Origin of the sequence: Streptomyces sp. bgisy159, from assembly GCF_965341775.1 — a bacterium.
In the GTDB taxonomy this organism is placed as follows: domain Bacteria; phylum Actinomycetota; class Actinomycetes; order Streptomycetales; family Streptomycetaceae; genus Streptomyces.
Genome location: NZ_CBDQZH010000060.1, coordinates 1 through 17,433, shown reverse-complemented (window position 1 = coordinate 17,433; position 17,433 = coordinate 1). Strand labels below are relative to the sequence as shown.

Genomic DNA, 17,433 nt, shown 5'->3' with positions numbered 1-17,433 from the left:
CGGGGCGTCGGGTGCGTGCGGGGGGACCGGCGGTGCGCTCATGCGTCGCCCAGCTCGCGGTCGATCAGATCGAAGAGGTCGCCCGCGCTGTCGACCCCGGCCAGTTCCTCGTCCTCGTCGGCGGGAGTGTCTGCGGCCGGGGCGACGGGCTCGCCCTGCCAGCGGGCGAGGAGATCGCGCAGCCGGGCGGTGACCTTGTCGCGGTCCTCGCCGGCCACGCCGGAGCCGTCGAGGGCGTTCTCCAGGCGGTCCATCTCGCCCAGCAGCGCCTGCGCGGTGCCGGGCGGTTCGGGCAGGGGCAGTTCGCCCAGCAGGTGCCGGACCTGGGCGAGGGCGGTCGGGTGGTCGAAGACCAGGGTGGCGGGCAGCCGCAGTCCGGTGGCGGACGCGAGCCGGTTGCGCAGCTCGACCGCGGTCAGCGAGTCGAAGCCGAGCTCCTGGAAGGTCTGCTCGGGGTCGATCTCGGCGGCCGAGCCGTGTCCGAGGACGGCGGCGGCCTGTTCGGCGACCACCTCCAGGAGCAGTTGCTCGCGGTCCGCCGCGGACAGCGGGGCGAGCCGTTCGGCCAGGGTGCGCGATGCGTGCGCGGCGGGCGCCGCGGCGGCGGTGTTCGCGCGGCGGCGGGCGGGGGTGCGCACCAGGCCGCGCAGCAGCACCGGAAGGGCGTCGTGGTGTGCGCGCAGGGCTGCCGGGTCGAGGTCCATCGGCAGCAGCGCGGCCCGGTCGGAGCCGGCGGCCGCGTCCAGCAGGCGCATGCCGTGGGCGGCGTCGAGCGGCACCATGCCGGTGCGGGCGTGGCGTTCGCGGTCGGCGTCGCCGAGTTCCCCGGTCATGCCGGCATCGGGCAGCCAGGTGCCCCAGGCGAGGGACGTCGCCGGCAGGCCCTGGGCGCGCCGGTGGTGGGCGAAGGCGTCAAGGAAGGCGTTGGCGGCGGAGTAGTTGGCCTGTCCCGCGCCGCCGAAGGTGCCGGCGACGGAGGAGAAGACCACGAAGCGGGCCAGGTCGAGGCCGCGGGTCAGCTCGTGCAGGGCGACCACCGCGTCCGCCTTGGGACGCATCGCCTCCGCGAGCCTCTGGGGCGTCACGGAGGACAGCACGCCGTCGGCGAGGACACCGGCCGTGTGCACGACGGCGGTCAGCGGCCGGTCGGCGGGGATGCCCGCGAGGAGCGCGGCGAGCGCGGTGCGGTCGGCCACGTCGCAGGCCGCGACGGTCACCTCGGCTCCCAGGGCGGCGAGTTCGGCCCGCAGCTCGGCGGCGCCGGGCGCGTCCGGGCCCCGGCGGCCGGCGAGGAGCAGGTGCCGGACGCCGTGTTCGGCGACGAGGTGGCGCGCGGTGATCCGGCCGAGCCCGCCGAGCCCGCCGGTGAGCAGGACGGTGCCCTCGGGGTCGGGCGCGGCCGGCAGGGTGAGGACCACCTTGCCGACGTGCCGGGCCTGGCTGAGGAAGCGGAACGCCTCCGGAGCCCGGCGCACGTCCCACACGGCCATCGGCAGCGGCTTGAGAACCCCTCGGCCGAAGAGGCCGACGAGGTCGGTGAGGATCTCGCCGATCCGGTCGGGTCCGGCCTCGACCAGGTCGAAGGCGCGGTAGGCGACTCCGGGGTGGTCGGCGGCGACCCGAGCCGGATCGCGTACGTCGGTCTTGCCCATCTCGAGGAACCGGCCGCCGCGCGGCAGCAGCCGCAGTGAGGCGTCGACGAACTCCCGGGCCAGGGAGTCGAGGACGACGTCGAAGCCGCGGCCGTCGGTGGCGGTGCGCAGCCGCTCCTCGAAGCCGAGGTCGCGGGAGGAGGCGAGGTGCGCGTCGTCCAGGCCGGCCGCGCGCAGGGCGTCCCACTTGGCGGGGGACGCGGTGCCGTACACCTCGGCTCCGAGGTGGCGGGCGAGGTGTACGGCGGCGGAGCCGACGCCACCGGCCGCGGCGTGCACCAGCAGGCTCTCGCCGGACCGGAGCCCGCCGAGGTCGACCAGCGCGTAGTAGGCGGTGAGGTAGGCGATCGGGGCGGTGGCGGCCTCGGCGAAGCTCCAGCCCTCGGGGATGGGCGCGACCATGCGGGCGTCGGCGATCGCGACGGGTCCGAAGGCCCCGGCGAACATGCCCATCACCCGGTCGCCGGGGGCGAGTGAGGTGACGGCGTCGCCCACCTCGCTGACGACGCCCGCGCCTTCCAGGCCGATCGCGGTGGCGTCGCCGGGGTACATGCCGAGCGCGGTGAGGACGTCGCGGAAGTTTACGCCGGCGGCCCGCATCGAGATGCGGACCTCGTTCGGTGCGAGGGGTGCGGTGACCTCCGGGCAGGGCGCGAGCCGCAGGCTCTCCAGGGTGCCCCTGCGCTCGATGCCGAGGCGCCAGGCCCCGGTGCCGGGGGGCGGGGTGAGAGCCCGGTCGGCGGCGAGCGGCACGATGCGCGGGGTGCTCACCGTGCCGTCGTGCACGGCGAGTTCGAAGGCGGTGTCGCCGAGCCCGTCGGGCAGTGCCGCCAGGGAGGGGGCGGTGCCGTCGGTGTCGGCGAGGACGAGACGGCCGGGGTTCTCGGTGCGGGCCGCCCGCACCAGGCCCCACACCGCGGCCTGCGCCGGGTCGGCGGGCCGGGGCGGGGCGGGGACGGCGCGCCGGGTCACCACGGCGAGCCGGGCGTGCAGGAAGGCGGGCTCATCCAGCCAGCGCCGCAGGGTGTCCAGGGCATGGCCGGCGGTGGCGCGGGCGGCGTCGGCGAGTGCGCCCGGGGACGCCTCGGGCTCCGGAGGGACGGCGGCGACCGGTACGGCGTACAGGACGGTGTCGGGGACCGCCCCGGCCTGGGCGAGGGTGTCCAGGCCGGGCACGGAGCGTGCCGTGTGTCCGGCGGCGTTCAGCGCGGCGGCCAGTTCGTCCGCCTCGGCCGCGCCGACGACGGTCCACGCGGTCGTCGTGGCCGGGGCGGCCGGGGTGGTGGTCGGCTGCCACTCCAGTTCGTGCAGGCCCCGGAGGGCGGGTGCGCCGACGGTGGAGCCCGCGAGGTCACCGGTCAGTTGGCGCAGGGTGAGCGAGCCGACGGAGGCGACCGGGCGGCCTTCCGGGTCGGCGAGGGCGAGGCCGACGGCCTCTGGGCCTTCCTGGACCATGCGCAGCCGCAGCGCGGAGGCTCCGACGGCGTCCAGGCGCACGTCGTTCCATGAGAACGGCAGGCGTCCGGCGTCCTCCATCGGCACGAACATCACCGTGTGCAGGGCGGCGTCCAGCAGGGCGGGGTGCAGGTCGAAGACGTCGGCGGCGGGGGTCGCCCCGTCGGGCAGTGCGACCTCGGCGAACACCTCCGTTCCACGCCTCCACACCCGGGTCAGGCCCTGGAACAGGGGGCCGTAGAGGTGGCCCCGGTCGGCGAACGCCTCGTAGAAGCCGTCGAGCGGCACCTCCTCGCCGTCCTCGGGCGGCCAGACGGTGAAGTCGTAGGGCATGACGGCCGGTTCTGCGGCGTCCGTGAGCAGGCCGCTGACGTGCAGGGTCCACGGGGCGCCGGGCTCGGCGTCGTCGGGCCGGCCGTGCACGGTCAGCGGGCGGGCGCCGGTGGCGTCCGGTGCCTCGACGCGCACCTGGACCTGCACGCCGCCCCGGTCCGGCAGGGTGAGCGGGGCCAGGATGGTCAGCTCGGCGACCTGCTCGCAGCCGGTCCGGGCGCCCGCGTGCAGGGCCAGGTCCAGGAAGCCGGTGGCGGGGAACAGGGCGGTGCTCGTGAGTGCGTGGTCCCTGAGCCAGGGGCTGGAGCCGAGCGCGAGGCGGCCGGTGAACACCTGGGTGGCCCCGTCGGCGAGTTCCACGGCCGCGCCGAGCAGCGGGTGGCTGCTCGTGCCGAGTCCCGCCGTGGTGACGTCGCCGAGCAGGACGGGCGGGCCGGGCCAGAAGCGGCGGCGCTGGAAGGGGTAGGTCGGCAGCTGCGTGATCCGGGCGCCGGTGCCGTCGAAGAGGCGGGGCCAGTCGACGGCCACTCCGTGCGCGAAGGCGCGGGCGAGGGCGTCGAGAAGCGTCTCGCGTTCGTCGCGGTCCTTTCGCAGCGCCGGGACGAACAGCGTGTGTCCGGCGTCCGGCAGGCAGTTCTGCGCCATCGCGGTGAGGGTGCCGTCGGGGCCCACCTCGACGAAGCGGTCGGCACCGAGCTCGGCGAGCGTGGCGACACCGTCGGCGAAGCGGACGGCCTCCCGGACGTGGCGGACCCAGTACTCCGGGTCCTGCAGTTCGCCGGGAGCTGCGGCACGACCGGTCACGTTGGAGACGACCGCCATGCGCGACGGCTCGTAGGAGATGCCCGCGGCGACGTCGCGGAAGGCGTCGAGCATGGGCTCCATGAGCGGCGAGTGGAAGGCGTGGCCGACGCGCAGACGGGTGGTGCGGCGTCCCTGTGCGGCGAGCCGGGAGGCGATGCCGGCGACGACGTCCTCCGTGCCGGAGATCACCACGGAGCAGGGGCCGTTGACGGCGGCGATGCCGGCGTGCGGCTGTCCCTCCAGCAGCGGCAGCACCTCTTCCTCGGCGGCCTCCACCGCGAACATGGCGCCGCCGGAGGGGAGTTCCTGCATGAGCCGGCCGCGGGCGGCGACCAGGGCGCACGCGTCGTCGAGGGAGAACACGCCGGCCACATGGGCGGCGGCGATCTCGCCGACGGAGTGCCCGGCGACGAGGTCGGGCCGCACGCCCCAGGATTCCAGCAGGCGGTAGAGGGCCACCTCCACGGCGAACAGCGCGGGCTGTGTCCACTCGGTGCGATGCAGCCGCTCGGCGTCGTCGCCGAGGACGAGGGCGCGCAGGTCGTCACCGAAGTGGGCGCAGACCGCGTCAAAGGCGTCCGCGTACACGGGGTACGCCTCGTACAGGCCGCGTCCCATTCCAGGGCGCTGGGCGCCCTGTCCGGAGAACAGGAAGGCGGTCTTTCCCTCGCCTCGGTGCGTGCCGGTGACGGTGTGCGGTCCGGTGTCGCCGGTGGCGAGCAGGCGCAGTCCGTCGGTGAGCGCGGCGCGGTCGGTGCCGAGGACGACGGCGCGGTGCTCGAAGACGGCGCGGGTCGCGGTGAGCGAGAGGCCGAGGTCGGCGTCGGTGAGCCCGGGAGACCGCGTGACGTGGTCGAGGAGTCGGGCGGCCTGGGCGCGCAGGGCGTCGCGGCTGCGGGCGGACAGGACCCAGGGCACCGGTCCCGTCCACGCCTGCGGCGCCGCCTCGGCCGTCTCGGCCTCGGACACCGCCTCCAGCACCACGTGCGCGTTGGTGCCGCTGATGCCGAACGACGACACACCGGCGCGCCGCGGGCGCTCCCCCGTCTCCGGCCATTCCCGGGCCTCGGTGAGGAGTTCGACGCGGCCGGCGGACCAGTCGATGTGCTCGCTGGGCCGGTCGACGTGCAGGGTGGCCGGCAGCATCCCGTGCCGCATCGCCAGCACCATCTTCATCACGCCCGCCACACCGGCACCCGCCTGCGTGTGACCGACGTTCGACTTCACCGACCCCAGCCACACGGGAGCATCTCCCGCGCGCTCCTGACCGTAGGTGGCCAGGAGCGCCTGCGCCTCGATCGGGTCGCCCAACCGGGTCCCCGTCCCGTGCGCCTCCACCGCGTCCACCTCACCGGCCGGCACCCCCGCGTCGGCCAGGGCGGCCCGGATCACCCGCTGCTGCGACGGACCGTTCGGCGCGCTCAGCCCGTTGGACGCACCGTCCTGGTTGACCGCCGAACCCCGCACCACCGCGAGCACCGGATGCCCGTTCGCCCGCGCGTCCGACAGCCGCTCCACCAGCAGCAGACCACCGCCCTCGGAGAAGCCCGTACCGTCCGCCGCGTCCGCGAACGCCTTGCACCGGCCGTCCGCCGCCAGCCCCTGCTGACGGCTGAAGTCCACGAACAGACCGGGCGAGGCCATGACGGTGACGCCGCCGGCGAGGGCGAGGTCGCACTCCCCGGCGCGCAGGGACCGCACGGCGAGGTGCAGGGCGACCAGGGAGGCGGAGCAGGCGGTGTCGACGGTGACCGCCGGGCCCTCCAGGCCGAAGGTGTAGGAAAGCCTGCCGGAGACGACGCTGGCGGCGTTGCCGGTCAGCATGTAGCCCTCGAAGTCCTCACCGGAGGCGGCGAGCATGCCGGTGTAGTCCTGGCCGTTGGTGCCGGCGAACACGCCGGTGCGGCTGCCGCGCAGGGTGCGCGGGTCGATGCCGGCCCGCTCGAACGTCTCCCAGGCCATCTCCAGCAGCAGACGCTGCTGCGGATCCATGGCCACCGCCTCACGGGGCGAGATGTTGAAGAACGCCGGGTCGAAGCCGCCGGCGTCGGTGAGGAAGCCGCCGGTGCGGGTGGAGACCGTGCCGGCCTTGCCGGGCCGGGGGTCGTGGAGGGCGTCGAGGTTCCAGCCCCGGTCCTCCGGGAACGGCACCAGGCCCTCCTCGCCGTCGAGGAGCATCTGCCACAGCTGTTCGGGGGTGCGGATGTCGCCGGGGAAGCGGCAGCCCATGGCGACGACGGCGATCGGGTCGTCGTCGGTCGCCCGGTGCGGGGCGACGTCGGTGGCGGGTGCGGTGGCGCCTGCGACCTCGGCGACCTCGGCGAGCAGGAAGTCGGCGAGGGCACGGCAGGTGGGGTGGTCGAAAACGAGGGTGCTGGGCAGCCGGAGACCGGTGATGCGGTTCATGCCGTTGCGCAGTTCGACGGCGCTGAGCGAGTCGATGCCCAGGTCGGTGAAGGGGCGTTCGGGTTCCACGGCGTCCGCGCCGGGGTGGCCGAGGACCCCGGCCACGTGTCCGCGCACGATCCGCAGGACGGCGTCGGCCCGTTCGTACTCGGGCAGGGCGGCCAGGTGGGCGTGGAGGGAGGAGGTGTCGTCGTCGCCGGGCCCGGCGGTCTGCCGTGCGGCGTCCAGTGCCGCGCGGGCGGCGGGCAGTTCGTCGAGGAGGTGGCTGGGGCGGGGCGCGGTGAAGGACGGGGCGTAGGTGTCCCAGCGGAGGTCGGTGACGACGACGTGGGTGTCGCCGAGGTCGAGGGCCCGGCCGAGGGCGTCGCAGGCGGCGGCGGTGTCCATGGGGTGGACGCCGTGACGGCGCATGCGGTCCCCGGCGCTGTCGCCGACCATGCCGCCGTCGGCCCACAGGCCCCAGGAGACGGCCGTGGCGGGCAGCCCGGCGGCACGGCGCTCGGCGGCGAGGGCGTCGAGGTAGGCGTTGCCGGGGGCGTAGTTGCCGAGTCCGGCGCCGCCCAGGACGCCGGCGGTGGAGGAGAACAGCACGAACGCGGACAGGTCGAGGTCGCGGGTGAGTTCGTGCAGGTTGCGGGCTGCGGTGGCCTTGCCACGCAGGATCGGGTCCATGCGGTCGGGCGTGAGCGAGTCGAGTACGCCGTCGTCGAGGGCTCCGGCCGCGTGGAAGACGGCGTCCAGGGGGCGGTCGGCGGGCAGTGCGGCGAGCAGTTCGGCGAGGGCGGTGCGGTCGGAGACGTCGCAGGCTGCGAGGGTGACTTCGACGCCGCGGTCGGCGAGTTCGTCGCGCAGTCCGGTGGCGCCGGGTGCGTCGGCGCCGCGGCGGCCCGCCAGCACCAGGTGGGTGGCGCCGCGGTCGGCGAGCCAGCGGGCGACGTGGCCGCCGAGGGTGCCGGTGCCGCCGGTGACCAGGACGGTGCCGCGGGGCCGCCAGGCCTCGGCGGGGACGTCCGCGCCGGGGGCGTGGACCAGGCGGCGGCCGTGGGCGCCGGTGGCGCGCAGCGCGATCTGGTCCTCCTCGCCGGGGTCGGCGAGGACGGCGGCGAGGCGGGTGGCGGAGCGGGCGTCGAGTTCGGCGGGCAGGTCGATCAGGCCGCCCCAGCGGTCGGCGTGTTCCAGGGCGGCGACCCTGCCGAGGCCCCAGACGAGTGCCTGGCGGGCGTCCGGCGCGGGGTCGGCGCCGCCGACGGTGACGGCTCCGCGGGTGGCGCACCACAGCGGTGCGTCGATGCCGAGGTCGCCGAGGGCCTGGACGAGGGCGAGGGTCGCGGCGAGTCCCGGCGGAACGGCGCTGTGTCCGGGGTGGTCGCGGGTGTCGAGGGCGAGCAGGGACAGCACGCCGGCGGGTGGTCCGGCGTCCTCGGCGCCGGTGAGCAGGTCGGCGAGGGCGGTGCGGTCGGGGGTCCCGTCGGGCAGGCTGACGCGTCGGACGGTGCGGGCGCCGCCCGCGGTGAGGGCGTCGGCGACGGTGTCGGCGAGGGCGGTGTGCCCGGCCGCGTCGGCGGGGGCGACGAGCAGCCAGGTGCCGGTGAGGGCGGCCGGGCCGGTGTCGAGGGGGCTGAAGGCGACGCGGTAGCGCCAGGCGTCGGTGGTGGCGCGTTCCCTGCGGGTGCGGCGCCACTGGGACAGGGCGGGCAGGACGCTGCTGAGGGGGGCGTCCGCAGGGAGGTCGAGGGTGTCCGTGAGGCTCTCCAGGTCCTCCTGTTCGACGGTCTCCCAGAAGCGTGCCTCCACGGAGCCGGCGGTGAGGGCGTCGCTCTCGGCGGCGCCGGATGCGGCCCGTTCGCGGACCGTGGGCCAGTAGCGCCCGTGCTCGAAGGGGTAGGTGGGCAGGTCGGTCCGGGTGGCGCCGGTGCCGTCGAAGACCGCCTCGAAGTCGACGTCCACGCCGTGCACATGGGCCTCGGCGAGGGCGGCGAGGAACTGCCGCGGGCCGCCCTGGTCGCGCCTGAGCGAGCCGAGGACGGCGCCGTCCACGCCGGCAGCGTCGAGGGTGTCGCGCAGCCCGACGGCGAGCACGGGGTGCGGGCCGACCTCGATGAAGGTGCGGTGTCCGGCGGCGATCAGGCCGCGGACGGCGTCCTCGAAGCGGACGGTCTCGCGCAGGTTGCCGTACCAGTAGGCGGCGTCGAGTCCGGTGGTGTCCTGCCAGTCACCGGTGAGCGAGGAACGGAAGGGGATCTCCGCCTCGCGCGGGGCGAGACCGTCGAGGGCCTCCAGGACGGTGTCGCGGATCGCCTCGACCTGCGCGGAGTGCGAGCCGTAGTCGACGTTGACCTTGCGGGCGCGGACGCCGTCGGCGGTGAGGGCGGTGTGCAGCTCGTCCAGGGCCGCGGCCTCGCCGGAGACGACGACGGAGGCGGGTCCGTTGACGGCCGCGACGGCGAGGCGGCCGGCCCACGGCTCCATGCGGGCACGGGTGTCGTCGGCGGTCAGCGGCACGGACATCATGCCGCCGGTTCCGGCGATGCGGGTGATGGCGCGGCTGCGCAGGGCGACGACGCGGGCACCGTCCTCCAGGGTGAGGGCCCCGGCGGCGCAGGCGGCGGCGATCTCGCCCTGGGAGTGGCCGACGACGGCGGCCGGGCGGACGCCGTGTGCGCGCCAGAGGGCGGCGGTGGCGACCATGACGGCCCACAGGGCGGGCTGGACGACGTCGACGCGGCCGAGGTCGGCGGCGTCCTGCCCGCCGCGCAGTACGGCGGTCAGGGACCAGTCGACGTGCGGGGCGAGTGCCTGCTCACAGCGGTCGATCCAGTCGGCGAACACCGGCGACTCGTCGAGGAGTTCACGGGCCATGCCGGCCCATTGGGCGCCCTGTCCGGGGAAGACGAGGACGGGTTCCGCGCCGCCGGGTACCGCGCTGCCGACCGGGACGGGCGTGGTGAGCGGTGCGTCGGCGGCGAGGGCGGCGAGGGTCTCGTCGAGCCGCGCCGCGTCGTCGGCGAGGACGGCGGCGCGGTGGGTGAGGGCGGCACGTCCGACGGCGAGCGTGTAGGCGACGTCGGTGAGCGGGGTTCCGGGCCGGGTGCGCAGGTGGGTGCGCAGGCGGGCGGCCTGGGCGCGCAGCGCGGCGGGCGTGCGCGCGGACAGCAGGACGGGCACGGCGGGCAGGGTGGTGCGCGCGGCGGTCGGTTCGGCGGTGCCGGGGGCCTGTTCGACGATGACATGGGCGTTGGTGCCGCTCATGCCGAAGGAGGACACGCCGGCCCGGCGGGCGCGGCCGGTGTCGGGCCAGGGCTGTTCGTCGGTGAGCAGGCGGACGTGTCCGGCGCTCCAGTCGACGTGCGGGGTCGGGTTGTCGGCGTACAGGGTGCGCGGCAGGAGGCCTTCGCGCAGCGCCATGACCATTTTGATGACGCCGCCGACCCCGGCCGCGGCCTGGCTGTGCCCGATGTTCGACTTGAGGGAGCCGAGCCACAGCGGCCGGTCCTCGGCACGGTCCTGGCCGTACGCGGTGAGCAGGGCCTGCGCCTCGATCGGGTCGCCGAGGGTGGTGCCGGTGCCGTGCGCCTCGACCGCGTCGACGTCCTGCGGGGTGAGTCCGGCGGAGGCGAGCGCCTGGCGGATGACCCGCTGCTGGGACGGGCCGTTGGGCGCGGTGAGGCCGTTGGACGCGCCGTCCTGGTTGAGGGCGGAGCCGCGCACGACGGCGAGGACCCGGTGGCCGTTGCGGCGCGCGTCGGAGAGCCGTTCGAGGACGACCATGCCGACGCCCTCGGCCCAGCTGGCGCCGTCGGCGTCCGCGGAGAACGGCTTGCAGCGGCCGTCCTCGGCGAGGGCGCGCTGCCGGCTGAACTCGATGAGGGAGCCGGGCGTCGACATCACGGTGACACCGCCGGCCAGGGCGAGTTCGCACTCCCCTTGGCGCAGGGACTGCGCGGCGAGGTGCAGGGCGACCAGCGAGGAGGAGCAGGCGGTGTCGACGGTGACGGCCGGGCCCTCCAGGCCGAGCGCGTAGGAGATGCGGCCGGACAGGACGCTCGGCGAGTTGCCGGTGCCGACGTACCCCTCGAAGTTGTCGTCGGAGGCCGCGAGGATGCTCACGTAGTCCTGGTAGGTGACGCCGGCGAACACGCCCGTGGCGGAGCCGCGGGCCGCGTGCGGGTCGACTCCCGCGCGTTCCAGCGCCTCCCAGGTCACCTCCAGGAGCAGCCGCTGCTGCGGGTCCATGGCGAGGGCCTCGCGGGGGCTGATGGAGAAGAACGCCGGGTCGAAGCGGCTCGCGTCGTGCAGGAAGCCGCCCTCGCGGGTGTAGACGGTGCCCGGGTGGTCGGGGTCGGGGTGGTAGAGCCGCTCGGGGTTCCAGTTGCGGTCGGTGGGCAGCGGGGAGATGCCGTCCGCCCCGGCGCGCACCAGGTCCCACAGGTCGTCGGGGCCGGCGATGCCGCCGGGGTAGCGGCAGGCCATGCCGACGACGGCGATCGGGTCGTCGTCGACGGGGCGCCGTACGGCGGCGGTGGTGCCGGCGCCGGCGGTGCCGAACAGGTCGTCGGCGAGGTGCCGGGCGAGCGCCGCCGGCGTGGGGTGGTCGAAGACGAGGGTGGCGGGCAGGGTGACGCCGAGTGCGGCGCTGAGGCCGTTGCGCAGTTCGACGGCGGTCAGGGAGGTGAGGCCGAGGTCCGTGAACGGGCGCTGGGGTTCCACCTCGTCGGGTCCGCCGTGCCCGAGGACGGCGGCGACGCGGTCGCGGACGGTGGTGAGGAGGGTGCGTTCGCGTTCCGCGGCGGGCCGGGCGGCGAGGCGTTCCAGGAGGCTGCCGGGCGGCTGGGTGCGGGCGGCGGCACGGCGGCGCACGGGCTCGGTGGCGGGCGCGGTCTCGTGGTGGCCGGTCTGCGGGGCGGTGTTTTCCGGGGCGGGGCCGCCCTTGGCCGGGCGCAGCAGCAGGGAGCCGATGGTGAGGACGGGGGCGCCGACCGCGTCGGCGGCGGTGAGGGCGAGGCTGTCCGGGCCGGTACGTTCCAGGCGGACGCGCAGTGTGGTGGCGCCGGTGGCGAACAGCCGGGCCGGGCCGGCGGAGAAGAGCACGCGCCCGTCGCCGAGGCCGTCGAACGCGCCGAGGCCCAGCGGGTGCAGGGCGGCGTCCAGGAGCGCCGGGTGCAGGTCGTGCCGGGCAGCGTCGGCGGCGGCCGACTCGGGCAGCGCGACCTCCGCGTACACGGCGTCGTCGTCCTGCCAGGCGCCCAGCAGGCCCTGGAAGACGGGCCCGTAGTCGAGTCCGGCCTCGCGCAGCCGGGCGTACAGGCCGTCGGTGGACAGTTCCCGCGCGCCGGGCGGCGGCCAGGCGGTGAGGTCGTGGGCCGGTTCGGGCGCGGTCTCGGCGGTGAGGACGCCGGTGGCGTGCCGGGTCCACTCCACGGTGGTGTCGCCGGCGGGCCGCGCGTGCATGGCGAAGGCGCGGTCGCCGCGGGCGTCGGGTGCCTCGATCCGGATGTGCAGGGCGGCACCGTCGTGCTCGGGCAGCGCCAGCGGGCGTTCCAGGACGAGTTCGCCGACCTGCGGGCGGTCGGCGTGGATGCCCGCGGCCAGGGCGAGTTCGAGCAGAGCGGTGCTGGGTACGACGGCGGTGCCCTCGATGCGGTGGGCGGCGAGCCAGCCCGTGCCGCGGGTGGTGAGGCGGCCGGTGAGCAGCAGGGTGTCGTCGACCGCGGACGGTACGACCGCGCCGAGCAGCGGGTGCCCGGCGGGTACGAGTCCCGCGGCGGCCGGGTCGCCGGACGCGGTGGGTTCGATCCAGTACGGCCGGTGCCGGAAGGCGTAGGTGGGCAGTTCGACGGGACGGGCGCCGGTGGCGACGGTGCCGAGGACGGCGCGCCAGTCGACGTCCGCTCCGTGCGTGTGGAGGGCGCCGATGCCGGTGAGCAGCGTCTCCGCGTCATCGCGGTCGTCGCGCAGCGTGGGCACCGCGACGGGGGCCGTGCCCCGCCAGGCGCCCTGGGCGAGGGCGGTCAGGGTGGTGTCGGGCCCCAGTTCCAGCAGGCGGCCGGCGCCCAGGTCCTCGAGCGTGGTGACGCCGTCGGCGAACCGCACGGTGTGCCGCACGTGCCGCACCCAGTACTCGGGGTCGGTCAGCTCGCCGGGCCCGGCGAGGCGGCCGGTGAGGTCGGAGACGACGGGGATGCGCGGTTCCGCGTACGCGACGGAGGCCGCCACGGCGCGGAACTCCTCGAGCATCGGTTCCATGCGCGGGGAGTGGAAGGCGTGGCTCACCTTGAGGCGGGTCGTCTTGCGGCCCCGCGCCGCGAAGCGGGCGGCGATGCCGGTGGCGGCGTCCTCGTCGCCCGAGACGACCACGGAGCGGGGTCCGTTGACGGCGGCGACACCGAGGACGTCCTCGTGCCCGTCGAGGAGTGGCAGCACCTCCTCCTCGGCGGCCTGCAGGGCGATCATCGCGCCGCCTTCGGGCAGCGCCTGCATGAGCCGGCCGCGCGCGGCGACGAGCCGGCAGGCGTCGGGCAGGCCGAGCACTCCGGCCACGTGGGCGGCCGCGATCGCTCCGACGGAGTGGCCGAGCAGGTGGGCGGGCCGCACCCCGAAGGATTCGACGAGACGGTGGAGGGCGACTTCGACGGCGAACAGGGCGGGCTGGGCGTACTCGGTGCGGTGCAGCGGCTCGGCGTCGGCGCCGTGCACGATCTCGGCGAGCGGCCGGGGCAGCAGTCCGTCGAAGTGGCCGCAGACGGCGTCGAAGGCGTCGGCGTAGGCCGGGAAGGTGTCGTAGAGGCCCCGTCCCATGCCGGGCCGCTGGGTGCCCTGGCCGGCGAAGAGGAACGCGGTGCCGCCCGCGGCGAGGGTGTTCCCGGTGACGACGGCGGGATGGGTGCCGCCGTCCGCGAGTGTCCGGAGCCCGGCCAGCAGGGCGGTCCGGTCGCGGCCCGTGACGACGGCCCGGTGCTCCAGCGGGGCACGGGTGAACGCGAGGGCGTGCGCGATGTCGGCGGGGTCCGCGTCAGGGTGCCGGTCGGCGTGGGCGAGGAGCCGGGCGGCCTGGTCGCGCAGGGCGGGGGCGCTGCGGGCGCCGAGCAGCCAGGGGAGGGCGGCGGCCCGTCCGGTGTCTCCCGCGGTGCGGGTCGGCACGGTGGACTCTTCGGCCGTCGGGGCCGGTTCGGCGAGGATGACGTGGGCGTTGGTGCCCGACAGGCCGAAGGCGGAGACGCCCGCCCGGCGGACACGGTCGCCCGCGGTCCATGCGACGTCCTCGGTCAGCAGTCGCACCCGCCCGCTGTCCCAGTCGACGCGCGAGGACGGCCGGCCGGCGTGCAGGGTGCGCGGCAGGGTGCCGTGCCGCAGGGCCAGGATCATTTTGATGACGCCGACGGCACCGGCCGCGGCCTGGGTGTGCCCGAGGTTGGACTTGACGGAGCCGAGCCACAGCGGCCGGTCCTCGGCACGGTCCTGGCCGTACGCGGTGAGCAGGGCCTGCGCCTCGATCGGGTCGCCGAGGGTGGTGCCGGTGCCGTGCGCCTCGACCGCGTCGACGTCCTGCGGGGTGAGTCCGGCGGAGGCGAGCGCCTGGCGGATGACCCGCTGCTGGGACGGGCCGTTGGGCGCGGTCAGGCCGTTGGACGCGCCGTCCTGGTTGACGGCGGAACCCTCGACCACCGCCAGCACACGGTGGCCGTTGCGGCGCGCGTCGGACAGCCGCTCGACGACGAGGACGCCCACGCCCTCCGCCCAGCCGGTGCCGTCGGCGTCCTCGGAGAACGCCTTGCAGCGGCCGTCGGGCGCGAGACCGCCCTGGACGCTGAATTCCACGAAGGCACCCGGGTCGGCCATGACGGTGACGCCTCCCGCGAGGGCGAGGTCGCACTCGCCGGAACGCAGGGACTGCGCGGCGAGGTGCAGGGCGACCAGCGAGGAGGAGCAGGCGGTGTCGACGGTGACGGCCGGACCCTCCAGGCCGAGCGCGTAGGCGACACGGCCGGAGACCACGCTGCCCGCCTGACCCGTCAGCAGGTGACCGCCGAGTCCCTCCGGCACCTCGGTCAGGCCGGCGGCGTAGCCGGAGCTTCCGGCGCCGACGAAGACACCGGTGCGGGAGCCCTTCAGCGTGGTGGGCGCGATCCCGGAGCGCTCCAGGGCCTCCCACGAGGTTTCCAGGACGAGCCGCTGCTGCGGGTCGAGGGCCTGTGCCTCGCGCGGGCTGATGCCGAAGAAGGCGGCGTCGAACGCGGAGGCCTCCGTGAGGAAGCCCCCGGCCGCCGTGTCGCTCGCCTCCCGCAGCGTCGCCAGGTCCCAGCCACGGTCCTCGGGGAACCCGCCGGCGGTGTCACCGCCGGCGGCCAGCAGCTCCCACAACCGGTCGGGCCCGTCGATGCCGCCCGGCAGACGGCAGCCCATGCCGACGACGACCACCGGGTCGGTGTCGGTGGTCCGCACCGTGACCTCGTGCCGCTCCTGCGCGGTCCCGAACAGCGCGTCCCGCAGGTGCGCGGCCACGGCGAGCGGGGTGGGGTGGTCGAAGACCAGGGTGGTGGGCAGGGCGACGCCCGTCTCGGCGGTGAGGTCGTTGCGCAGTTCGACGGCGGTCAACGAGTCGAAACCCATCTCCCGGAAGGCCCGCCCGACGGCGACGGCGGCCGGGTCCGTGTGGCCGAGCGCGGCGGCGGCACGACGGCACACCAGGTCGAGCAGGGCGGCGTCGCGCTCCTCCGCGGTGCGCGACGCGAGGCGTTCGCGCAGGGCACCGCCTTGGCCGGAGGCCGGGCCAGGGACAGGGGTCTCGGTGGTGCCGGACGTCAGTGCGGCGAGCAGCGGGCTGGGCCGGCCGGTGGTGAACGCGGGCCCGAACCGCTCCCAGTCCACGTCCGCCACGACCACGGTGACGTCCCGGGCGGCCAGGGCGCGGTCCAGCGCGGTCAGCGCGGCATCCGGGTCGAGCGGGCGCAGGCCGCGCCGTTCCAGCAGCGTCCGGGCGGTCTCGTCGGCGGCCATGCCGGTGCCGGCCCACGGTCCCCAGGCCACGGACGTGCCGGTCAGGCCCCGGGCACGGCGGCGTTCGACGAGCGCGTCCAGGTGGGCGTTGGCGGCGGCGTAGGCGGCCTGGCCGCCGCTGCCCCACACTCCGGCGATGGAGGAGAACGTCACGAAGGCCGACAGGCCGCTGTCGCGGGTCAGTTCGTCGAGATGGTCGGCGGCGTCCGCCTTGGCGGCCAGCACGGCCGCGAGCCGGTCGCGGGTGTACGTGGCGATCACGTCGTCGTCGAGGACACCCGCGCAGTGCATCACGGCGTCGACGGGGTGGTCGGCGAGCAGTCGCGCGACGGCGTCCCGGTCCCCCATGTCACAGGCGACCACGGTCACCCGCGCCCCGAGCGCGAGCAGTTCGTCCCGCACGCCGTCCGCGCCCGGTGCCTCGGGGCCGCGTCGGCTGGTCAACACCAGCTCGCGGGCGCCGTGTTCGACAGTCCAGCGGGCGATGCGCGTCCCGAGGGCGCCGGTGCCGCCCGTGATCAGTACGCGCTCCGGTGCCGTCCACCGCGCGGTGACGTCGGGTGCGGGCGCGGTCACCAGCCGGCGGGCGTAGACGTCGCCGCCGCGGACGGCGACCTGGTCCTCGCCCGCGGCGTCGAGCACCGCGGCGGCCCGGGCGAGCGAGCGCCGGTCCGGCCGGGCCGGCAGGTCGAGAAGGCCTCCCCACACGTCCGGGTGCTCCAGCGCGGCGACCCGTCCGAGGCCCCACACGGCGGCCCGCCCCGGATCGACGGCCGCCTCGGTGCCACCGCCGACGGCGACGGCACCGCTGGTCACCAGCCACAGCGGGGCGGTGAGCGCGGCGTCGGCGTGGGCCTGCACGAGGGCGAGGGCGGTGCCGACGTCCGACGCGCAGGAGAGCACACCGGCCAGGGGCTCCGCGTCGGCGGCCGCGGCACGCAGCAGCCCGGCGAGCGTCTCCCGGCCCGCATCGGTGGCGCAGTCGACGCGCTCGACCCCGGGCACGAACTCCTCGATGCCGGGCAACGCCGCACCGTCACCGGACTGGAGCAGCAGCCAACGGCCGCGGACCGTAGGGCCGTTGTCCAGCTCCAGGCGGTCCCACCGGACGCGATGGCGCCAGGAGTCCGACTCGGTCCGCTGCACCTCCTCACGGTGCCAGGCGGAGAGCGCGGGCACGACTCCGTCCAGCGCGCCGTCTTCGAGGCCCAGCACACCGGCGAGTTCGTCGATGTCACCCCGGTTCACGGCGTGCCAGAACGCCTCCTCCCCGGCCGTCGCCACCGGCCTGGGACCGGTCGCTGCGTCTGCTCCCCGGCGCGGCTCGGGCCAGTACCGGGAGCGCTGGAAGGCGTACGTGGGCAGAGGTGCGGGACGCACCCCGGCGAAGACGCCGTCCCAGCCGACCGGGACTCCGGCGGTGTGCAGCGCGGCCACGGCCGCGAACAGCGCGTCGGCCTCGGGCCGGTCGTTGCGCTGGAGGGGGCGGCAGACGAAACGGTCGGCGGCGTCACCGAGCACGGTACGGGTGAGGGCGGTGAGGGTGCCGTCGGGGCCGATCTCCAGGAAACGCGTCACGCCGTGGGCGTTCAGTGCGGTGACGCCGTCGGCGAAACGGACGGTGTCACGGACGTGACGGACCCAGTACTCGGACGACGCCAACTCGTCGCCGGTGGCGAGCTGTCCGGTCAGATTGGACACGACCGGGATGACCGGGGGCGCGTAAGCGATACGCTCGGCCACCTCGCGGAAGGCGTCGAGCATCGGCTCCATCAGCGGCGAGTGGAAG

General features: G+C 76.0%; 1 protein-coding gene. It reads right to left on the bottom strand.

The features are described 5' to 3' along the window. Positions 1 to 38 precede the first annotated feature (38 nt). On the bottom strand, positions 39 to 17,417 hold the full coding sequence (locus ACSLTV_RS33335) for a type I polyketide synthase (protein ID WP_435613487.1): 17,379 nt from the start codon (positions 17,415 to 17,417) through the stop codon (positions 39 to 41). Positions 17,418 to 17,433 lie beyond the last annotated feature (16 nt).

Coding starts and splice junctions, on each gene's coding strand:
- ACSLTV_RS33335 (WP_435613487.1), bottom strand. CDS start 17,417: ATGGAGCCGATGCTCGACGCCTTCCGCGAGGTGGCCGAGCGTATCGCT.